At 72.5% G+C, this 16,885-nt stretch carries 19 protein-coding genes; 5 read left to right on the forward strand and 14 right to left on the reverse strand.

Annotation, left to right across the window (positions count from 1 at the left end; genetic code table 11):
* The 5 genes from AB0G35_RS08815 to AB0G35_RS08835 all read right to left on the reverse strand — a co-directional run bounded on the left by AB0G35_RS08815 (position 1) and on the right by AB0G35_RS08835 (position 6,433).
* Positions 1 to 2,010 (reverse strand): ABC transporter permease subunit, encoded by a 2,010-nt coding sequence (locus AB0G35_RS08815; protein WP_360945928.1) that lies wholly within the window; start codon positions 2,008 to 2,010, stop codon positions 1 to 3.
* The gene (locus tag AB0G35_RS08820) at positions 2,007 to 2,180 is read right to left on the reverse strand and encodes a hypothetical protein (RefSeq protein WP_261956083.1); all 174 of its coding nucleotides are present in this window, start codon (positions 2,178 to 2,180) and stop codon (positions 2,007 to 2,009) included. Before AB0G35_RS08820 ends, AB0G35_RS08815 begins: the two co-directional genes overlap by 4 nt.
* The gene (locus tag AB0G35_RS08825) at positions 2,180 to 3,301 is read right to left on the reverse strand and encodes a glycine betaine/L-proline ABC transporter ATP-binding protein (protein ID WP_360945931.1); all 1,122 of its coding nucleotides are present in this window, start codon (positions 3,299 to 3,301) and stop codon (positions 2,180 to 2,182) included. Before AB0G35_RS08825 ends, AB0G35_RS08820 begins: the two co-directional genes overlap by 1 nt.
* Entirely contained in the window at positions 3,301 to 4,842 is a 1,542-nt protein-coding gene (locus AB0G35_RS08830; protein ID WP_360945934.1) for a GMC oxidoreductase, read from the reverse strand. The genes AB0G35_RS08825 and AB0G35_RS08830 overlap by 1 nt, the downstream gene beginning before the upstream one ends.
* Before the next feature lie 82 nt (positions 4,843 to 4,924).
* Positions 4,925 to 6,433, reverse strand: coding sequence for an aldehyde dehydrogenase family protein (locus tag AB0G35_RS08835; protein ID WP_360945937.1), 1,509 nt, complete (start codon positions 6,431 to 6,433; stop codon positions 4,925 to 4,927).
* A gap of 276 nt (positions 6,434 to 6,709) precedes the next feature.
* Between AB0G35_RS08835 and AB0G35_RS08840 the strand changes: the two genes are divergently transcribed.
* The 3 genes from AB0G35_RS08840 to AB0G35_RS08850 all read left to right on the forward strand — a co-directional run bounded on the left by AB0G35_RS08840 (position 6,710) and on the right by AB0G35_RS08850 (position 8,143).
* A complete protein-coding gene (locus tag AB0G35_RS08840) occupies positions 6,710 to 7,510 on the forward strand; it encodes a hypothetical protein (protein WP_360945940.1) in 801 nt (266 codons plus the stop codon).
* Positions 7,511 to 7,602: 92 nt separating this feature from the next.
* Entirely contained in the window at positions 7,603 to 7,890 is a 288-nt protein-coding gene (locus tag AB0G35_RS08845) for a hypothetical protein (protein ID WP_360945943.1), read from the forward strand.
* A 43-nt stretch (positions 7,891 to 7,933) separates the two neighbouring features.
* Positions 7,934 to 8,143, forward strand: a complete 210-nt coding sequence (locus tag AB0G35_RS08850) for a DUF5988 family protein (protein WP_360945945.1) — start codon at positions 7,934 to 7,936, stop codon at positions 8,141 to 8,143.
* A 47-nt stretch (positions 8,144 to 8,190) separates the two neighbouring features.
* Here the strand turns inward: AB0G35_RS08850 and AB0G35_RS08855 are convergent, their stop codons facing one another.
* The 5 genes from AB0G35_RS08855 to AB0G35_RS08875 all read right to left on the reverse strand — a co-directional run bounded on the left by AB0G35_RS08855 (position 8,191) and on the right by AB0G35_RS08875 (position 12,375).
* Positions 8,191 to 9,105: a hypothetical protein gene (locus AB0G35_RS08855; RefSeq protein WP_360945947.1), complete on the reverse strand. Its 915-nt coding sequence runs from the start codon at positions 9,103 to 9,105 to the stop codon at positions 8,191 to 8,193.
* A gap of 2 nt (positions 9,106 to 9,107) precedes the next feature.
* On the reverse strand, positions 9,108 to 9,482 hold the full coding sequence (locus tag AB0G35_RS08860; protein ID WP_360945950.1) for a hypothetical protein: 375 nt from the start codon (positions 9,480 to 9,482) through the stop codon (positions 9,108 to 9,110).
* Positions 9,469 to 11,259, reverse strand: coding sequence for a hypothetical protein (locus AB0G35_RS08865; RefSeq protein ID WP_360945953.1), 1,791 nt, complete (start codon positions 11,257 to 11,259; stop codon positions 9,469 to 9,471). Before AB0G35_RS08865 ends, AB0G35_RS08860 begins: the two co-directional genes overlap by 14 nt.
* Before the next feature lie 71 nt (positions 11,260 to 11,330).
* Positions 11,331 to 11,519, reverse strand: coding sequence for a DUF397 domain-containing protein (locus AB0G35_RS08870; protein WP_360946079.1), 189 nt, complete (start codon positions 11,517 to 11,519; stop codon positions 11,331 to 11,333).
* Positions 11,431 to 12,375: a helix-turn-helix transcriptional regulator gene (locus AB0G35_RS08875; protein WP_360945956.1), complete on the reverse strand. Its 945-nt coding sequence runs from the start codon at positions 12,373 to 12,375 to the stop codon at positions 11,431 to 11,433. The genes AB0G35_RS08870 and AB0G35_RS08875 overlap by 89 nt, the downstream gene beginning before the upstream one ends.
* A 160-nt stretch (positions 12,376 to 12,535) precedes the next feature.
* Between AB0G35_RS08875 and AB0G35_RS08880 the strand changes: the two genes are divergently transcribed.
* A complete protein-coding gene (locus AB0G35_RS08880) occupies positions 12,536 to 12,769 on the forward strand; it encodes a hypothetical protein (protein WP_360945959.1) in 234 nt (77 codons plus the stop codon).
* Positions 12,766 to 12,948 carry a hypothetical protein gene (locus AB0G35_RS08885; RefSeq protein ID WP_360945962.1) on the forward strand — a complete coding sequence of 61 codons (183 nt, stop codon included), beginning with the start codon at positions 12,766 to 12,768 and terminating at the stop codon, positions 12,946 to 12,948. Before AB0G35_RS08880 ends, AB0G35_RS08885 begins: the two co-directional genes overlap by 4 nt.
* Positions 12,949 to 13,015: 67 nt before the next feature.
* Here the strand turns inward: AB0G35_RS08885 and AB0G35_RS08890 are convergent, their stop codons facing one another.
* From AB0G35_RS08890 to AB0G35_RS08905, 4 genes are all read right to left on the reverse strand, one after another.
* The gene (locus AB0G35_RS08890) at positions 13,016 to 14,005 is read right to left on the reverse strand and encodes a malate dehydrogenase (RefSeq protein ID WP_360945965.1); all 990 of its coding nucleotides are present in this window, start codon (positions 14,003 to 14,005) and stop codon (positions 13,016 to 13,018) included.
* Between the two features lie 469 nt (positions 14,006 to 14,474).
* Positions 14,475 to 15,065, reverse strand: a complete 591-nt coding sequence (locus AB0G35_RS08895) for a helix-turn-helix transcriptional regulator (RefSeq protein WP_360945968.1) — start codon at positions 15,063 to 15,065, stop codon at positions 14,475 to 14,477.
* Between the two features lie 186 nt (positions 15,066 to 15,251).
* Entirely contained in the window at positions 15,252 to 16,205 is a 954-nt protein-coding gene (locus AB0G35_RS08900; protein ID WP_360945971.1) for a DUF2690 domain-containing protein, read from the reverse strand.
* A partial coding sequence (locus AB0G35_RS08905; protein ID WP_360945974.1) for a peptidoglycan-binding domain-containing protein occupies positions 16,202 to 16,885 on the reverse strand: 684 nt, incomplete at its 5' end. The genes AB0G35_RS08905 and AB0G35_RS08900, both read right to left, overlap by 4 nt.

Here is a 16,885-nt window from a genome sequence, read left to right on the forward strand (position 1 = left end):
TCAGGCTCCCTTCCCCGCCGTACGGCGTTCCGTGGGCTGGGTGACCCGGTCGAGCATCAGGCCCAGGCACACGATGGCCACGCCCGCGACCAGGCCGAGGGCCAGGTCTCCGGTGGCCAGGCCGGTGACCACGTCGTAGCCGAGGGCACCGCCGCCGACCAGGCCGCCGATGATGACGACGGCGAGGACCAGGACCACGCCCTGGTTGACGGCGAGCAGCAGGGCCGGCCGGGCCAGCGGCAGCTGCACCTGGCGGAGCATCTGCCAGCGGGTGGCGCCCAGCGAGCGCGCCGACTCCATCGCGGCGGGGTCGACCTGGCGCAGGCCCTGGGTGGTGATGCGGATGACCGCGGGCAGGGCGTAGACGACCGCGGCCGCGGCGGCCGGGGCGCGGCCCACGGCGAACAGTGCGACGACCGGGATCAGGTACACGAACTGCGGCATGGTCTGCATGACGTCGAGGACCGGGCGCAGGATCGCCTCGAACCGCTTGCTGCCGGCCGCCAGGATGCCGATGCCGAAGCCCAGCACCAGCGTCACGACCAGGGCGGCGAGCACCTGGGAGAGGGTGTTCATGGACGGCTTCCACACGCCCAGCACACCGATGGCGGCCATCGCGAGGACGGCGGTCAGGGCGGTGCGCCAGGTGCCGATGAGCCAGGCCAGCGCGGCGACGATGAGCAGCGTGCCGTACCAGGGCAGCGCGGTCAGGCCGTCGCGCAGCGGGTTGAGCACCCAGTTGGTGAAGTGCGCGGCCCAGTCGGCGGTACCGCCGATGACCGGGACGCCGGAGTAGAGGTGGTCGACCATCCACTCCTTGAAGTCGTTGACCGGGTGGGCGATGTCCACGAACCAGGCGCCGGGCCACACCGCGGAGCCGGTCAGCCGGCCGGCCAGGGCCAGCAGGACGGTGAGTGCGGCCACGCCGGTCCAGGCCTGCCAGCCGCGCAGCCAGGACGGGCCGGCGGCGGCCGTGGTGCCGGCCGCGCCGAGCCGGGCGCCGGCCGCGGCCGTGGTGCGGTCCATCACGATGGCCAGCAGCACGATCGGGATGGCGGCGGCGAGCGCGGCGCCGACGTCGACGGAGGCGAGCGCCTGGTAGACGCGGTCACCGAGGCCGGCCGCGCCGATCATCGAGGCGATCACGACCATGGACAGCGCCATCATGATCGTCTGGTTGACGCCGAGCAGCAGTTCCTTGCGGGCCAGCGGGAGGCGGGCGGTCAGCAGCCGCTGCCGTCCGGTGGCACCGAGCGAGGAGACCGCCTCCAGTACGCCGGGGTCGGCGCCGCGCAGTCCGAGCGCGGTCAGCCGGGCCATCGGCGGGGCCGCGTAGATGACGGTGGCCAGCAGCGCGGCCGGCACACCGATGCCGAAGACCAGCACCACGGGCAGCAGGTAGGCGAACGCCGGCAGCACCTGCATGGTGTCGAGAACCGGGCGCAGGATGCGGAACAGCCGCTCGGAGAGGCCGGCGGCGAGGCCGAGCAGCGCGCCGACGGCGACCGAGACGACGACCGCCACGACCATCAGCGCCAGCGTCTGCATGGTCGGGACCCACATCCCGAGCGCCCCGCTGACGAGCAGGGAGACCAGCGCGGTGGCGGCGATCCGCCAGCCGGCCACCCGCCAGGCGATCAGCGTGACGCCGGCGGTCACACCGGTCCAGCCGAGGGCGAGCAGCAGCAGGTAGACCGCGCGGACGGAGAGGACCACGGCGTTGGAGAGGTGGCCGAGGAAGTAGACGAACAGCCAGTGGTTGTCGCGGTTGTCGATGATCCAGTCGCTGGTCCTGCCGAGCGGTCCGGAGACGTCGACGGTCAGCCCGGAGGGCCAGGCGGCGCCGGGCCAGGTGGCGTGCACCAGGGGGACCAGGACGGCCGCGGCGACGGCGAGCAGCAGGAGCTTGGCGACGCCACGGCGGCCCAGCAGGGCCCGGACCACGCCGGCCTTGGGGGTGTCGGCGCCGAGGCCGCGCTGGGCGGCCGGGGGTGCGGATACGGTGCTCATGCGCGCCCCCGCTTCACGGTGCCGGTCGGCACGCCCAGGGCGGCGGCGCGCTGGGCCTCGCGCCAGCGGCGCAGCAGCGCGGCCCGCAGCCGGGAGCGGCGGGAGGCGACGGGGGCTCTGGAGCCGACGGCGCGGACGGCGCCGTGGCGGGGGGTGGCGGCGTACATCATCAGGCAGCCACCTCGCCGGGCCGTTCCTCGTCGATCCGGGCGACCACGTTGAGCAGGCAGGCGTGGTCGACGACCCCGAGGCAGCGGCCGCCGTCGACGACCCGGGCGGCGCCGCCGGAGCGGGCCACCGCCTCGATGGCGTCCGAGATCAGGGTGTCGGCGGCCAGTGCCGGGCCCTGGTCGGCCTCGCCGTCCTCGGCCGGGCGCATCGCACGGCGGACGGTCAGCACCTGCTCGCGGGGGACGTCCCGGACGAAGTCGCGGACGTAGTCGTCGGCCGGGGAGCCGACGATCTCCTCGGGGGTGCCGAGCTGGACGATCTCGCCGTCGCGCATCAGGGCGATCCGGTCGCCGATCCGCAGCGCCTCGGCGAGGTCGTGGGTGATGAAGACCATGGTGCGGCCCTCCTCGCGGTGCAGGCGGACGACCTCTTCCTGCATGTCGCGGCGGATGAGCGGGTCGAGCGCGCTGAACGGCTCGTCGAACAGCAGGACTTCGGGGTCGACGGCGAGCGCGCGGGCGAGTCCGACGCGCTGCTGCTGGCCGCCGGAGAGCTGCCCGGGGCGGCGCTTCTCCAGTCCGGTCAGGCCCACCTTGTCGACCATCTCGTTGGCCTTCTCGCGCCGTTCGGTCTTGCCGACGCCCTGGATCTCCAGGCCGTAGGCGACGTTGTCGACGACGGTGCGGTGCGGCAGCAGGCCGAAGTGCTGGAAGACCATGGCGGCGCGGCGGCGGCGCAGTTCGCGCAGTGCGGTGCGGTCCATGGCGCGGACGTCCTCGCCGTCCATCTCCAACTCGCCGCTGGTCGGTTCGATCAGCCGGGTCAGGCACCGGACGAGGGTGGACTTGCCGGAGCCGGACAGGCCCATGACGACGAAGACCTCGCCCTTGTGGACGTCGAAGGAGACGTCGCGGACGGCGGCGGTGCAGCCGGTCTTCTCGCGCAGTTCCGTCACGCTCAGTCCGGCGACCGAGGCGTCGTCGGGGATCTTGTCGGCCTTGGGGCCGAAGACCTTCCACAGGTGGCGGACGGAGAAGACGACCTCGCGGCCGTCCTCGGCCGCGTCGGTGGCTTTGCGGGCAGCGGGTATCTCGGATGCGCCGGCGGAGGTGGTAGCCATCACGCATCACCTCCCTCGGTAGGAACCTTCTGGAGCAGTTCGGCGCACTTCTCCCCCACCATCAGCACGCCCAGCATCGGGTTGACCGCCGGCATCGTCGGGAAGACCGAGGCGTCGGCGATCCGGATGCCGTGCAGACCGCGGATCTTCAACTCCGGGTCGACGACGGCGAGTTCATCGTTGGCGGCGCCCATCTTGCAGGTGCCGGCGGGGTGGTAGACGGTGTGCGCGGCCTTGCGCACCAGCTCGCTGATCTCCGCGTCGTCGGTCACGTGCGGACCGGGGAAGACCTCGCGCTTGAGCCACTTCTTGAAGGGCTCGGCCTGGGCGACCTTGCGGGCCAGCTTGATGCCGTCGACGAGGGTCCGCCCGTCGTAGTCGTCCTCGTCCTCGAAGTACTTGAAGTCGAGGGCGGGCTTGACCTCGGGGTCCGCGGAGGTGAGGTACAGGCGGCCGCGGGAGCGGGACTTGGGGATGTTCGGGGTCATCGAGACGCCGTGTTCGGGGCGCTCGTAGCCCAGCCGCTCGGGGTTGTCGGTGAACGGGATCTGGTAGAAGTGGAACATCAGGTCGGGGCCCTTGTGCTCCGGGTCCCGCTTGACGAACAGACCCGCGTCCGAGTCCATCGCGGAGTTGCCCGGGATCGGCCCGTTGGTCTCCCAGACGATCACCGACTCGGGGTGGTCGATCAGGTTCTCGCCGACGCCCGGCAGGTCGTGCACGACGGGTATGCCGAGCGCTTCCAGGTCCTTCTTCGGCCCGATGCCGGAGTGCATCAGCAGCCGCGGGGTGTCGACGGCGCCGGCGCACACCAGCACCTCGCGGGCGGCCTCGACGTAGACCTCTTCGCCGTCCTTCGTGCGGACGTGGACGCCCTTGGCGGTGGTGCCGTCCAGCTCCAGCTTGTGGGCCCAGGTCTCCAGCATCAGCGTGAGGTTCGGCCGGTCGCCGGCCTCCATGTGCGGGTGCAGGTAGGCGACCGAGGCGGACGACCGCTTGTTGTTCTCGGGGTGGTAGGAGAGGTCGAAGAAGCCGACGCCCTCGTCGAACGGCTTGTCGTTGAACCCGACGACCTCCGGCACGCCCAGCGCGCTCTTGGCCGCCTCGATCCAGTCGGTGGCGATCTGGTTCTGGTCCTTCTTCGCCACCCGCACGATGTTGTTGCGCAGCTTGCCGAAGTAGGGGTCCATCTCCTTCGCCCCCCAGCCGGTGGCGCCGGCCGCCTCCCACTCGTCCCAGTCGGACGGCAGCGGCTTGAAGGAGATCAGGGTGTTGTGGGACGAGCAGCCGCCGAGGACCTTGGCCCGGCTGTGCAGGATGTGCGAGTTGCCGCGGGGCTGCTCGGTGGTCGTGTACTCATAGTCCAGCTCGCCGCCGAGGAGGCCGAGCCACTTGCGCAGCGTCAGCACGTCCTCGCGGTCGATGTCGGACGGGCCGCCCTCGATGACGGCGACGGTGACGTCCGGATCCTCGGTGAGGCGGGAGGCGATGACGGAACCGGCGGTACCACCGCCGACCACGACGTAGTCGTACACGGGCATGGAGGGTGCTCCTTCTTGCGAAGACCTTGGGGGTGCGGGGTTGGGGGGAGGCGGGCGGGCGGCCGATGGCGGCGGCGGTCGCTCAGCCCGCGAACCACCGCACCGGCTCGGGCCGGAGGTTCTCGTAAATGTGCTTGCTCTCGCGGTACTCGTCCAGACCCGTGGGACCGAGTTCCCGGCCGATGCCGGACTTGCCGAAGCCGCCCCACTCCGCCTGCGGGAGGTAGGGGTGGTAGTCGTTGATCCAGACGGTGCCGTGCCGCAGCCGCGCGGCGACCCGGCGGGCACGTGCGGTGTCGGCGGAGAAGACCGCGCCGGCCAGCCCGTACTCGGTGTCGTTGGCGAGCGCGACGGCCTCGTCCTCGGTGGTGAAGGTCTCCACCGTCAGGATCGGCCCGAAGGTCTCCTCGCGGACGACCTTCATCTCGCGGTGGCAGCCGTCCAGCACGGTCGGCGCGTAGAAGTAGCCGGTGGCCGGGCGGACGGCGGACGGCTCGGGCCGGGCCCCGCCGCACCGCAGCTGGGCACCCTCGGCCAGCGCGGAGGCGACGTACGCCTCGACCTTGTCGAGCTGCTGCTGGGAGACCAGGGGGCCGCACTCCACGCCGTCCTCGGTGCCCCGGCCGAGCTTGATCCGCTCGGCGCGGCGGGCGAGTTCGGCCACGAAGCGGTCGCGCACCGACTCCTCGATGATCAGCCGGGCGCCGGCCGAGCAGACCTGCCCGCTGTGGATGAACGCGGCGTTGAGGGCCTGGTCCACGGCGGTGTCGAAGCCCTCCTCCGTGGCGCAGGCGTCGGCGAAGACCACGTTCGGGTTCTTGCCGCCCAGCTCCAGGGCGACCTTCTTGGCACCGGCGACCGCGGCCGCACCGGCCTTCGTTCCGCTGACCAGGCCGCCGGTGAAGGAGAACAGGTCCACGTCCGGGTGCTCGGCCAGCCGCTGGCCGACCGGCACACCGGCGCCGGTGACGATGTTGGCGACCCCGGCCGGCAGCCCGGCCTCGACCAGCAGCTTGACCAGGTGCACGGTCGACAGCGGGGTGACCTCGCTGGGCTTGATCACAAAAGTATTGCCGGCCGCGAGAGCCGGCGCGATCTTCCAACTCGCCTGCAGCAGCGGGTAGTTCCAGGGCGTGATCAGCGCACACACGCCGACCGGCTCGTGCACGACCACGCTGTGCACGTCGGCCGAGCCGGCGTCGACGACCCGCCCGCCGCTCTCGTTCATCACCACGTCGGCGAAGTACCGGAAGGCGTTGGTGACGTCGTCGACGTCGACCCGGCCCTCCTCCAGGGTCTTGCCGGTGTCCCGGCTCTCGATCAGCGCGATCTCCTCGCGGTCGCGCTGCAACAGGTCGGCGACCCGGCGCAGCAGCGCGGAGCGCTCGGCGACCGGCGTACGGGGCCAGGCGCCCGCGCCGCCGTCGAAGGCCCGGGCGGCGGCCGCGACCGCGGCGTCCGCGTCCTCGGCACCGCCCTCGGCCACCACCTGGAGGGTCGTCGCGTCGGCGGGGTCGAGGACCTCGCGGGTGGCTCCGGACGCGGCCGCCCGCCACACCCCGTCTACGTGAATGGTCTCGCTTGCCGACACGATTTTTTCTGCCTTCCGGTTTTCGTTGCGTTCCCACTGGTGCAACCAGTGGCGTCACCAGCAACGGGGACCCCTCCCCGGAAGCGCCTGACCTATGCCCAAACATTCATGGAAAGTGAGCCGACTCACTCGGCATGCAGAGAAATGCCCCGGAACGTACCCTGAATAGCCGTATGTCCAAGCGGGAGATCCACGCCGTACGTCCCGCCGGCAGCAGGTGGTCCGTGCGGCCGTCCCTCATACGCCCCTCCGCCCCCTCCGCCCGGAGGTATCGAGATGACCACCAAACGGCGTGCCGTCACCGCCACCGCCCTGGGCTGCGGAGCGGCCCTGCTCGCCGGGGCCGCCTGTACGGGCGCCGCGGCGGCCGGCGATTCCGACGGTGAGGGCGACCTCGCGGGAAAATCGGCCCAGCAGATCTCGGACGACGCGCTGCACCAGCTCGTCACCGCGAAGTCGCTGCGGCTGCGCACCGAGACCACCGCCGATCCCACCAAGCTCGACATCACCCTCGACAAGGCCGGCAACTGCGCCGGTGCGATCAGCAAGGGCGAGCTCGGCCGCGTGGAGATCATCAAGCGCGGCAACCAGGTGTGGATGAAGCCGGACGCCGCGTTCTGGAAGAGCCAGCTGCCCGGCGACGAGGGCGCCCGGGCGGCCGCGAAATACCGGAACACGTTCCTGCACGGCACCGCCGACCACGACGCCTTCCTGCAGAACCTCGCCACGGCCTGCGATCTCACCGCCTTCCAGAAGTCCGCCGCCGGCCCCGGCGAGCCGCCCCCGTCCGGCGAGCCCGCCCCCACCGCCAAGCTCACCAAGGGCCACCCCACGACCCACGAGGGCGCCGCCGTCCTCCCCGTCGTCAAACACACCGACGGCGTCACCGAGACCCTCTACGTCGCGATCAAGGGCACGCACTACCCCCTCAAGCTCACCGCCGAGGCCGACGACCAGAAGGGCACCGTCCTCCTGAGCAACTACGGCACCCCGGTACCGGACCGGACCCCCGCCCCCGGCGACACCACCGACATCTCGGCGCTGGAGGACCTGCTCGGCGGGACGCACACCGCGTGACCGGCATATGCCGCTACAGCGCGTAATCGTCTCCGGTCCCTATCGTTGAACCGTGCGGCTGCCCGTACGCGGCAGCGGCGAGGAGCGGCACGATGACCATCAGCCTTGAGCGGACCGAAACGATCGCGACCGACGGGATGGAGATGGCAGAGCCCACAGAGAACCAGCAGCACTTGGACGGCCTGTTCGAGCGGCTGGAGGAAGCCTTCCCCGAGGGCTACGACATCGAAATCATCGGGGGGCGATCTTCGTGGCGCCGCAGCGGGACGTGCATTGGCGACTACAAGGACGACGTCACGGTGCCGTACGGCGAGCCGATCGACCTCACCGGCACCGTCGTGGACCTCACACTCACCACCGACAAGTTCCCTCGCGACTGAGCCGCGGCGCGCGGTACGTCGCCGACGGAGTGAGAATGCAGGCATGGTGCAGACAGCGGCGAAAGCAGTGCTTGAGGGCGGTCCCACGGACCTTCCCGAGCGGATCGTGCCGGCCGATCCGCACGGCAGCGAGCTGAAGATCCCCTTCCGCGGCGGCTACGAACACTTCCGGCCCACCACCCGCCAGCAGCACACCTCCGAGGGCGCGCTGCCGGTCTACGAGTGGTGGGAGCGCACCGAGATCGCCGAGTAGGCAGGCCGGGCGGGCGGACGGGGCGGGCGCGCCGTCAGCCCTCCGGTTCACCCTCCCGGGGCGAACGCCTGGAGGGCGATCCGCTGGGTCTCCTGCTGGAGCGGCCAGTCGGCCTCGGTGCCGAGGACCAGGACGGCGAACTGCCGGCCGTCGTCGGTGGTGAACGCGCAGTCGACGACCTTGACCCGGGTGCCGAGCCGCTCGCTGTCATAGGCGTAGACCAGCTGGGCGGCGTCCGTGCCCGGCGCCGGGCCGTCGAACGCGCCGAGGCTGATCTCCTCGTAGCCGGGGTTGCCGGCCAGGCCCTTCGACGCCTGTTCCAGTGCCTCGCGCGGCGCCATGTCCGGTTCGGTGATCTCGAAGATCTGCACCAGTCCGCGGTCGTCCGGCGCGGTGTAGAACACCCCGGTCTTGCGCTCACTGCGCTGCCAGTCGTCCGGTACGGCCGTGGTGAACCCCTTTGCGTCGTGGACGAGACGGTAGCCGGCGGGCACGGAGGGGGAGGAGGCCGCGCCCGTGGACGGCGTGCTGCCGGTGCCGGACGGGGTGGTGTCGGTCGCGGTGGGGGTGTGCGGGGCGGAAACCCGGGTGCGGGCGGCGGGCGGCTCGTCGCCGTCCCGCCCCCACAGCAGATAGCCGCCACCGGCACCCGCACCGATCACCACCACGGCCACCCCGGCGATCAGGGCGGCGGTACGGCGCCGCGGGCCGGGACCGGAACCAGGACCAGGGGCGGGGCCGGGGGCGGGGCCGGGGCCGGGGTCAGAAGCAGGGACGGTGGGGAAGGGGCCGGGGACGGTGCCGGGTAACGGGCCGGAGGGCGGCTGCGGCGGCGGGGCGCCCACCGACGGGGCAACGGTCGGCCGGGGCGGCATCGGACCGCTGTACGGCGCCGGCGCCGGACTGCCGTCCTCCCAGCTCTGCGTCTCGTCGTTCCAGCGGGCCGGCCCGCCGCGTTTCATCGTCACCCTCCCACCAGGGCCGCGACCGCCTGGGTCACCGCGGCCCCGGACGCCAGCAGCCCGACCACCGCCCCGGCGTCGGTCAGCGCCGCACGCAGCCGCGCCAGCCGCCCGGGACCGGCCTGACCGGTGTCGGCGATCTCCCCTTCCGTACCGGCGAGTTCCCCGTCCAGGGCGGTCACCTCGGGACTCTGCACCGCCCGGGCCAGATCGCCCCGCAACTCCCTTACGGCACGCAGCAGTTCCTCCTGCGCCGGGTCGGTCGCGGGGACCCCGCCCCCGTCGTTCTGCGTCACGGTGTTGTGGTCGCCGATGGCGAAGGCGCCCCGGACGCTGCCGATGTGGATGCCGTTGCCGCGCGCGTCAGCCGTTGCCACTCTTCTTCCTTCCCTTCGGGGCGGTGCCACCCGCGGTGGTGTTCTGGGTGATCGTGTTGTGGTCGCCGATGCCGACGGCCCCCTGGGCGGACTCGACGTAGACGCCGCCCTCGGCGACGTGCACGATGCGCTGCTCGAACTCGTCGGTCTGGTAGCCGGCCTCGCGCAGCGCGGTGGTCACCCCGGCCGTCACCCGCTGCTGCACGGTCTTCAGGTACCGCGCCACGTCCATGTCCTGGAACAGCGACGCCTCGCCGTACGACCCCAGTTCGCGCACGGAGACGCCCGGGCCCTCCGGAAGCGCCGCGCCGTGCCCGGCGGTGGCCAGCCGCCACGCCGAGTGCAGTCCGCGCCCCAGGGTGAGCAGCGCGTTGCCTGCCGAGCGCGGCGTCTGGGCCAGCGCCCAGACCGCCTTGCCGAAGCGGTGGTGGTGCCGGTACTGGTGGGCGAGCCGGTCGGCGTCCTGGAAGAGCTGCCGCAGCGGCCACAGCACGTGCGGCGCGACCTCCAGCATCAGCATTCCGCCCTGGGTGTGCACCCGGACGAAGACCGTGACGACGATCCCCTCGTTCCAGCCGCCGACCCGGATCCGCAGGAAGTGCCGCCGGGTCTCGCCGCCCTCCTCGACCGCGGCGGCCCGGTGCTGCTCGAACGCCTCCGGCGCGTACGGCGCCGCGGCCCGGTCCGGCAACCCCTCGACCGGAAGGAAGACGCACTCGTCGATCTCCAGGGCCCGCAGCCGGTCCCGGACCGCTGCCGCCAACTGCGGAGAACCGTGCGGCGACGGCACCCGCAGGGCCTCCACCAGCGGCACGATCCGGGCCAGGATGGCGCTGTTGTCCAGCGGCTCGGTCTCCCGGTCCGGGTGCGGGACCAGCTCCACCGACAGCGACCAGGTCCGGTACGGGTCCCCGGCGCCGCAGAACGGGTTGGCCGCGCGGTACATCACCAGCGGCCCGTGCTGCTCGATCCGCACCCGGTCCCGCAGCCGCCGGAACCGCAAGCCCTCGGCCCGCTCCGCCGGGTCGGCCATCACATCGGGGAACCGCTCCTTCGACAGTTCCCGGGCCAGCGAACGGGCGAACTGCCCGCGCTGCAGCCCGACGAGGACGGCCAGGGCGATCGGCAGCAGCAGCGTGACCCAGAACGCCACGGCCGCGACGGCGGAAGCAGCGCCATAGCTGCCGCTGCTGTCGTACGAGGAGCCGTCCCAGCCGTCGCCGTACGACGAGCCGTCGTCATAGCTGCCGTCCGACCGTACGAGCGACAGCAGGTCCGGGATCAGCCGGGTGAGTACGGGCGTCCAGATGCTGACCGCAAACGCCGCGGCCAGCATCCCCAGCATGAAGAAGAGCAGCGAGAGCCGGCCGTACCAGCGGAGCACGAACGACGCCGAGCGGGCCAACCACTGCGGCAGCGGCGCCCGTCGCACCCACCGGGCCAGCCCCATGAGGACGACGGGAAGGACATAGAACGTCGCCATCCCGCCGGACAGCGGGATCGCCACGATCCACAATCCGAGGATCGCCGCCGCCCAGCCCAACTCCAGCCACCGGGCACGCAGCGCGTGAGCCAGCACCCGCGCCGCGTCGATCCCTAACGACGGCGCGGCGAACCGTTCCTCATGGACGTAGAGCTCATCGATGACCGCGTCCCGGAACCCCTCGTCCATGTACGTCCCGGCGCACAGCAACCGGGTGGCCTCACTGGCACCGGGCGGGACGGGCGCGAGCGGTGCGGGCTTCGTGAACTGCGCAGGTACATTCGTCCGGCCCATCGGCCTCCCCCAAAAGCCTCGCGGAAGCCGCAGCATAGGCCAGGGGGGCGCTCCGTGTCAGCGCGATTACGTCAAGTGGTCGCGCGGAATGCCTCGTCCTTGACGGCAGCGAGGAAGGAGCCCCAGCCACCTGCCGGGAAGAGCAGCACGGGCCCGTGCGGGTCCTTGCTGTCACGGACGGGGACGACGCCGGGGATACCGGGGGCTACTTCGATGCAGTTGCCGCCGTTGTCGCCGCTGTAGCTGCTTTTGGCCCAGATCGCCGCGCTGAGATCGATCCTGTCCATCGCGCTCGAATCCTTCCATCGCCTCGCCGATCAGGGCGGCAGAATCGCGAGCTGACAGAGCGTCCGCCCTCAGCGCATCATAGGCCTGCTCATGGCGCACGCAGACAGCCGGATCGTCGTTGAAATGGCCACGGTCCAGCGACTCCGAGTAAACCCACCTGTGCCCGTCGGGCAGCGTAATCAACGACATAGAGGCGTTGGGACGCACGAGTTCGGGGAAGTTCGCTGGTGCTACCTGAATGCGGACGTTGCGATGGCGTTGGACGGTCAGCAGGTGTGCACACTGCTCGCGCATGATGGCAGCGCTCCCCACGAGGTTGCGCAGACAGCTCTCGTCCAGGACGACGATGTACTGCGGGCCGTCGTCTTCAAGGAAGCGGCGCTGTCGACTCAGGCGGGCCCGTACGCGCTCCTCGACTTCGTCGCCGTTCATCACCCGCGAGAACAGTGCCCGCGCGTAGCCCTCTGTCTGTAACAGGCCAGGAACTACTCGCTCTTGATACTCCCTGAGAGCCACAGCCTGCGCATCCATCTGCGCCCTGCGCTCGAACCAGTCCGGATGCTGCACCTCCGGATACCAGTCGATCCGCCCCCACAACCGGAGCAACATCCCACCCGTACCGAGTAGTTCGTCGCACTGCTTGGCGAAGGTGTCCTGTGGGACACGGGTTCCCGCCTCGATGCGCGCCACATGCGACCGGTCGCACGGAATCTTCCGCGCCAAGGCGGCCTGGGTAAGGCCCGCCGCCTCCCGGTGGTGCTTCAGCAGTTCGCCAAACACGACAGCCGTCGTAGCCGCCGTTCCCCCGGCGCCATTGCGTCGGCTCACGGCACCCCCCTTGTGACAGTTGCTCACTGACACGCGCTCAGCGTTGTAACCATCCGTCCCGCTGAGCAACGATGAACACACCCAGAGTAACGAACGGCGAACCCCCGCGACGTTGGCAGACGTCCGGGGGCGTGGCCTTCAACCCAGAGAGATTGATGACATGCACCACGTTATCCGGCTCTTCGAGCCGCTGCTACGGCTGTTACTGCCTGGCAGCGGGCGTCATCGGCCCGCAGAGGCGCCGCCGGTGCCGCCTCCCGTCGTGCCGCCCCGTTGGGTGCCCGTCCGGCACGCGGAGGTGCTGCGCGGGGAGGACTCCGCCCTCGTCCGCCCGTATCTCATCGCGCACGAGCGGCGGCAGTACGCGCGCCGTATGCCGGAGGTGGTGTGGTGAGCGGCCGCGCGGGAGAGGCCCTTCGACTGGGCGGGCCGGTGCGGGATCCCGAGCCGAATACCGGCTGCGACGTGTGCGAGGCGCTGGCCCGGCAGCGGGTGGCGGCGTATGCGGCCGGGGACCGGTCGAAGGTGTCGGACTGCAATGTGGAGATCCGGCGGCATCCGCACCGGGTGTAGCCGCCAAAACGCCGAGCCCGCACCGGCGTTGAAAGCGGTGCGGGCTCGGCGTGAGAAAGAGACTGACTCAGATGAGGCCGAGGGCGCGGACCGCCTCGCGCTCCTCCTCCAGCTCCTTGACGGAGGCGTCGATGCGGGTGCGGGAGAACTCGTTGATGTCCAGGCCCTGGACGATCTCGTACGTGCCGTCCTTGGTGGTGACCGGGAAGGAGGAGATCAGGCCCTCCGGGACGCCGTAGGAACCGTCCGACGGGATGCCCATGGAGGTCCAGTCGCCGTCGGCGGTGCCGTTGACCCAGGTGTGGACGTGGTCGATGGCGGCGTTCGCGGCGGAGGCGGCCGACGAGGCACCGCGGGCCTCGATGATCGCGGCGCCGCGCTTGGCGACGGTCGGGATGAAGGTGTCGGCCAGCCACTTCTCGTCGTTGACGACCTCGGCGGCGTTCTTGCCGGCGACCGTGGCGTGGAAGACGTCCGGGTACTGGGTGGCGGAGTGGTTGCCCCAGATCGTCAGGCGCTTGATCTCGGAGACCGGGGTGCCGGTCTTCTGCGCCAGCTGCGAGACGGCCCGGTTGTGGTCCAGGCGGGTCATCGCGGTGAAGCGCTCGCGGGGTACGTCCGGCGCGGCGGCCTGGGCGATCAGCGCGTTGGTGTTGGCGGGGTTGCCGACGACCAGGACCTTGATGTCGTCCGCGGCGTGGTCGTTGATGGCCTTGCCCTGCGGCTTGAAGATGCCGCCGTTGGCCTCCAGGAGGTCACCGCGCTCCATGCCCTTGGTGCGGGGGCGGGCTCCGACCAGCAGGGCGACGTTCGCGCCGTCGAAGGCCACGTTCGGGTCGTCGGAGATGTCGATGCCCTGGAGCAGCGGGAAGGCGCAGTCGTCCAGCTCCATGGCGGTGCCCTCGGCGGCCTTCAGGCCCTGCGGGATCTCCAGGAGGCGCAGCTTGACCGGCACGTCCGCGCCGAGCAGATGACCGGAAGCAATGCGGAAGAGGAGTGCGTAACCGATCTGGCCGGCGGCGCCGGTGACGGTGACATTGACGGGAGTGCGGGTCATGGCGATCTCCTGCGCGGTGTTTTCCGGGGGCAAGCCCCTGGACCACCATGGGTGGCGGTGGGTGTCCCTGCCCAGCTATCGAGGTCTCTTGGTATCGAGAGACCCGGCCGTCAGGCTATCGGACCCCCGGCCGGTGCCGGTGACGGGTCGGTGTGGCACGCCTCACCGGGTGTGCCGGAGCACCGGGTGTGCCGGGGCGCCCACGGCGGCCCGCCCTGGACCGGGGCGCCCGCCCGGGCCTCCGCCCGGTCCGCCCGCACGGACCGTGGCGGCGGCCGCCCGCTCAAGGAGGGGGGACGCGGGCGACCGCCGGGTACTGCCACACCCGTGGGGGGGATAACCGGCGCCTGCCCGGGATAACCGGGCGCATGCCCCCCTTTTTCCCGACGGTTTCCCGCGGGCGTCGATTCCCGGCCAGCGGCGGCGGACCGGGCCGCCGCGGCCGGCGCCGGCGTCCGCGGGCCGGCCGTCAGCGTCCGGGGGCCAGCAGGAGTACCGCGGCAAGCGCCATCAGCAGGGCGCCGACCGCGCCGACCGCCAGCATCACCGCGCGCAGCAGCCGCGCCCGCCGGCCGGCCGTGCCACCGGGCCCGGCCGACGGCTCCGGGGCGAGGACCGCTGCCCGGCCCGGTCCGTCGGCCGGCCCGGTCCGTTCCCCGCGCCACCCCTCGTCCCGGCGCGGCAGCTGCGCGACCTGGGTACGGACCGCCCCCGGCGCCGCCGCGGCTGCCCGCACGGCCCACGCCGGGGCGGCCCGGATCGCCTCCCTCGGTACGTCGTGCCGCAGCTCGGCCCGGCTCCAGGCGCGTTCGGCCGGTTCCCACCGCATGACGAGGTGTCCCGGGTCGGTGCCGGTCGCCTCGGCGAGCGCGACGACGGCGCGGCGCGGCGGCAGCAGCCGGCCGTCGAGATAGCGCTCCCACGACGTCTTGCTGTAACCGGTGCGGTCCGCGACCGCGGCCACACTCAGCCGGCTGCGGTCCACCAGGCCGCGCAGCCGTTCCGTGAACTCCCCTACCGCCGGATCGAGTTCCTCCGGCAGTGCCTTCCAGCGAGGCATGGCCTCCCCCTGTTCACCCACTCACGCGCCGCACCGCGGCGCGACTCCCCCGGACCCGCCCTATTCACCCCCAGGAGGGACACCGCCAGCCAGGGGAATGTCCCTTTCCCACTGGGCGCACGGGAGCATCGGGACGTACGACGCGCGTCCCGGGCGCGCCCCTCGCCGCCGTCCGCGCAGCGCGCGTCAGTGCCGGAAGCATTCGCGGGGGCCGCCGCCCGCCGGGTAGAGGCAGAGCCGGACGCCGCGCGGGCCGCGGGCCGCGGCCATGGGGGTGACCAGGTAGCCCTCGGCGTCGAACCGGTCCCTGACCCGCACCGACCGCGGCAGGGCCCCCGGCGCGGTCACCTCGATGCGGTCCCCGATCCGGCCGCCGCTGAGCCGGCCCCAGGCCGCCTCGCACGCCGTGCCGTACCGGACCTGGAGGTGCTCGCCGCGGGCGGTGGTGGCCTCGATGACCGTGTCCACCATGCCCTCGCCACCGCAGAACATCGACTGCGGGTCCTTGCCGTCGCAGGCCCGCCCGCGGCAGCCGGTCACCGCCGAGGACGCGGGCGTGGCGCTCGCCGCCGGGCCGCCGCGGGCCTCCCCCGCCCGCTCGCCCGCCAGGAACGTCACCGCCACGGCCAGCGCCAGTGCCCCGGCACCGGCCCCGGCCGCCACCGCCACCACCCGCCGGCGCTCCCTCCGGGCCGGCGACTGCTGTGGCTGTGAGGGCTGTGGGGGCTGTGGGGGCTGCGAGGGCTGGGGTGGCCGTTGTGGCTGCGCGGGGTGCACCTGGGCCGCGGGCTCCGGCTCGACGACGGTGTCCCGCACCGCCACGGCCTCCGCCCGGACCGCGGCGGGCTCCGTCCGGACCGTGGCGGGCGCGGCCCGTCCGCTCCAGGCCGCGTCCGCCAGTTCCCACAGCGCCAGCAACCGCCCGGCCGGCTCACCCGCCAGCCGGCACAGCGCCTGCACGGCGTCCCGCGGCGGCAGCTTCTTGCCGTTGAGGTAGCGCTCCCAGGAGGACTTGCTGTACGGGGTGCGCGCCGCGAGCCCGGCCAGGCTCAGCCCCGTACGGCCGCGTAACTCCCGCATGCCCGCGACCAGTCGGGAGCTCTCGACCCCCTCACACAGCTCACTGCCCGGGCCGCTCACCGGCGCAGCGCCTTCCAGGTGTCGGGGCCCACGATCCCGTCCGTGGGCAGCCCGGCGGCGGCCTGCAGCCGCTTGACGGCGCGCACGGTGTGCTCGCCGAGGATGCCGTCCACCGGGCCCGGGTCGTAGCCGTGGTGGTTCAGCAGGCACTGGGCCTCGACGACCTCCCAGCCGGTCGCGCCGTTGCCCAGGATCGCCGTGGCGGTGCGGCTGCGGTCGGCGGTCAACACGCCCGCGGTGCGCCGGACATGACAGCGGAACGTCTCTCCCACCCGGTGGCTGAACGCCGGTGTCGCGGTGGTGGCCCGGCCGGCCGTCGCGGTGCCGGACCCGCGTCCGCCGCCACCGTCGTCCTGCCCGGGCCGGACGGCCACCAGCACCACCGCGGCGACCGCGACCACGACCAGCCCGCCGAGCAGGGCGAGCGGCCCGCGCCGCAGCCAGGGACGGCCGGGCGCCGCAACGGGCTTCGGGGTGGCAGCAGTTGAGGGGGTGGGTGTGGCTGAGGGGGCGGCCGCGGTTGAGGGTGCGGGTGGCGGGGTGGCGGATTCTCCCTGGGCCGGCGAGGTGGCGGGTTCTCCCCGGGCCGGCGAGGTGGCGGGTTCTCCCCGGGCCGGCGAGGTGGCGGGTTCTCCCCGGGCCGGCGAGGTGGCGGGTTCTCCCCGGGCCGGCGAGGTGGC

It is taken from the genome of Streptomyces sp. NPDC021749, from assembly GCF_040640655.1.
In the GTDB taxonomy this organism is placed as follows: domain Bacteria; phylum Actinomycetota; class Actinomycetes; order Streptomycetales; family Streptomycetaceae; genus Streptomyces.

Bases quoted from the DNA above. Each gene is read 5' to 3' on its own strand.
- AB0G35_RS08815 (WP_360945928.1), bottom strand. From the start codon at position 2,010: ATGAGCACCGTATCCGCACCCCCGGCCGCCCAGCGCGGCCTCGGCGCC.
- AB0G35_RS08820 (WP_261956083.1), bottom strand. From the start codon at position 2,180: ATGATGTACGCCGCCACCCCCCGCCACGGCGCCGTCCGCGCCGTCGGC.
- AB0G35_RS08825 (WP_360945931.1), bottom strand. From the start codon at position 3,301: ATGGCTACCACCTCCGCCGGCGCATCCGAGATACCCGCTGCCCGCAAA.
- AB0G35_RS08830 (WP_360945934.1), bottom strand. From the start codon at position 4,842: ATGCCCGTGTACGACTACGTCGTGGTCGGCGGTGGTACCGCCGGTTCC.
- AB0G35_RS08840 (WP_360945940.1), top strand. From the start codon at position 6,710: ATGACCACCAAACGGCGTGCCGTCACCGCCACCGCCCTGGGCTGCGGA.
- AB0G35_RS08845 (WP_360945943.1), top strand. From the start codon at position 7,603: ATGACCATCAGCCTTGAGCGGACCGAAACGATCGCGACCGACGGGATG.
- AB0G35_RS08850 (WP_360945945.1), top strand. From the start codon at position 7,934: ATGGTGCAGACAGCGGCGAAAGCAGTGCTTGAGGGCGGTCCCACGGAC.
- AB0G35_RS08855 (WP_360945947.1), bottom strand. From the start codon at position 9,105: ATGAAACGCGGCGGGCCGGCCCGCTGGAACGACGAGACGCAGAGCTGG.
- AB0G35_RS08865 (WP_360945953.1), bottom strand. From the start codon at position 11,259: ATGGGCCGGACGAATGTACCTGCGCAGTTCACGAAGCCCGCACCGCTC.
- AB0G35_RS08880 (WP_360945959.1), top strand. From the start codon at position 12,536: ATGCACCACGTTATCCGGCTCTTCGAGCCGCTGCTACGGCTGTTACTG.
- AB0G35_RS08890 (WP_360945965.1), bottom strand. From the start codon at position 14,005: ATGACCCGCACTCCCGTCAATGTCACCGTCACCGGCGCCGCCGGCCAG.
- AB0G35_RS08895 (WP_360945968.1), bottom strand. From the start codon at position 15,065: ATGCCTCGCTGGAAGGCACTGCCGGAGGAACTCGATCCGGCGGTAGGG.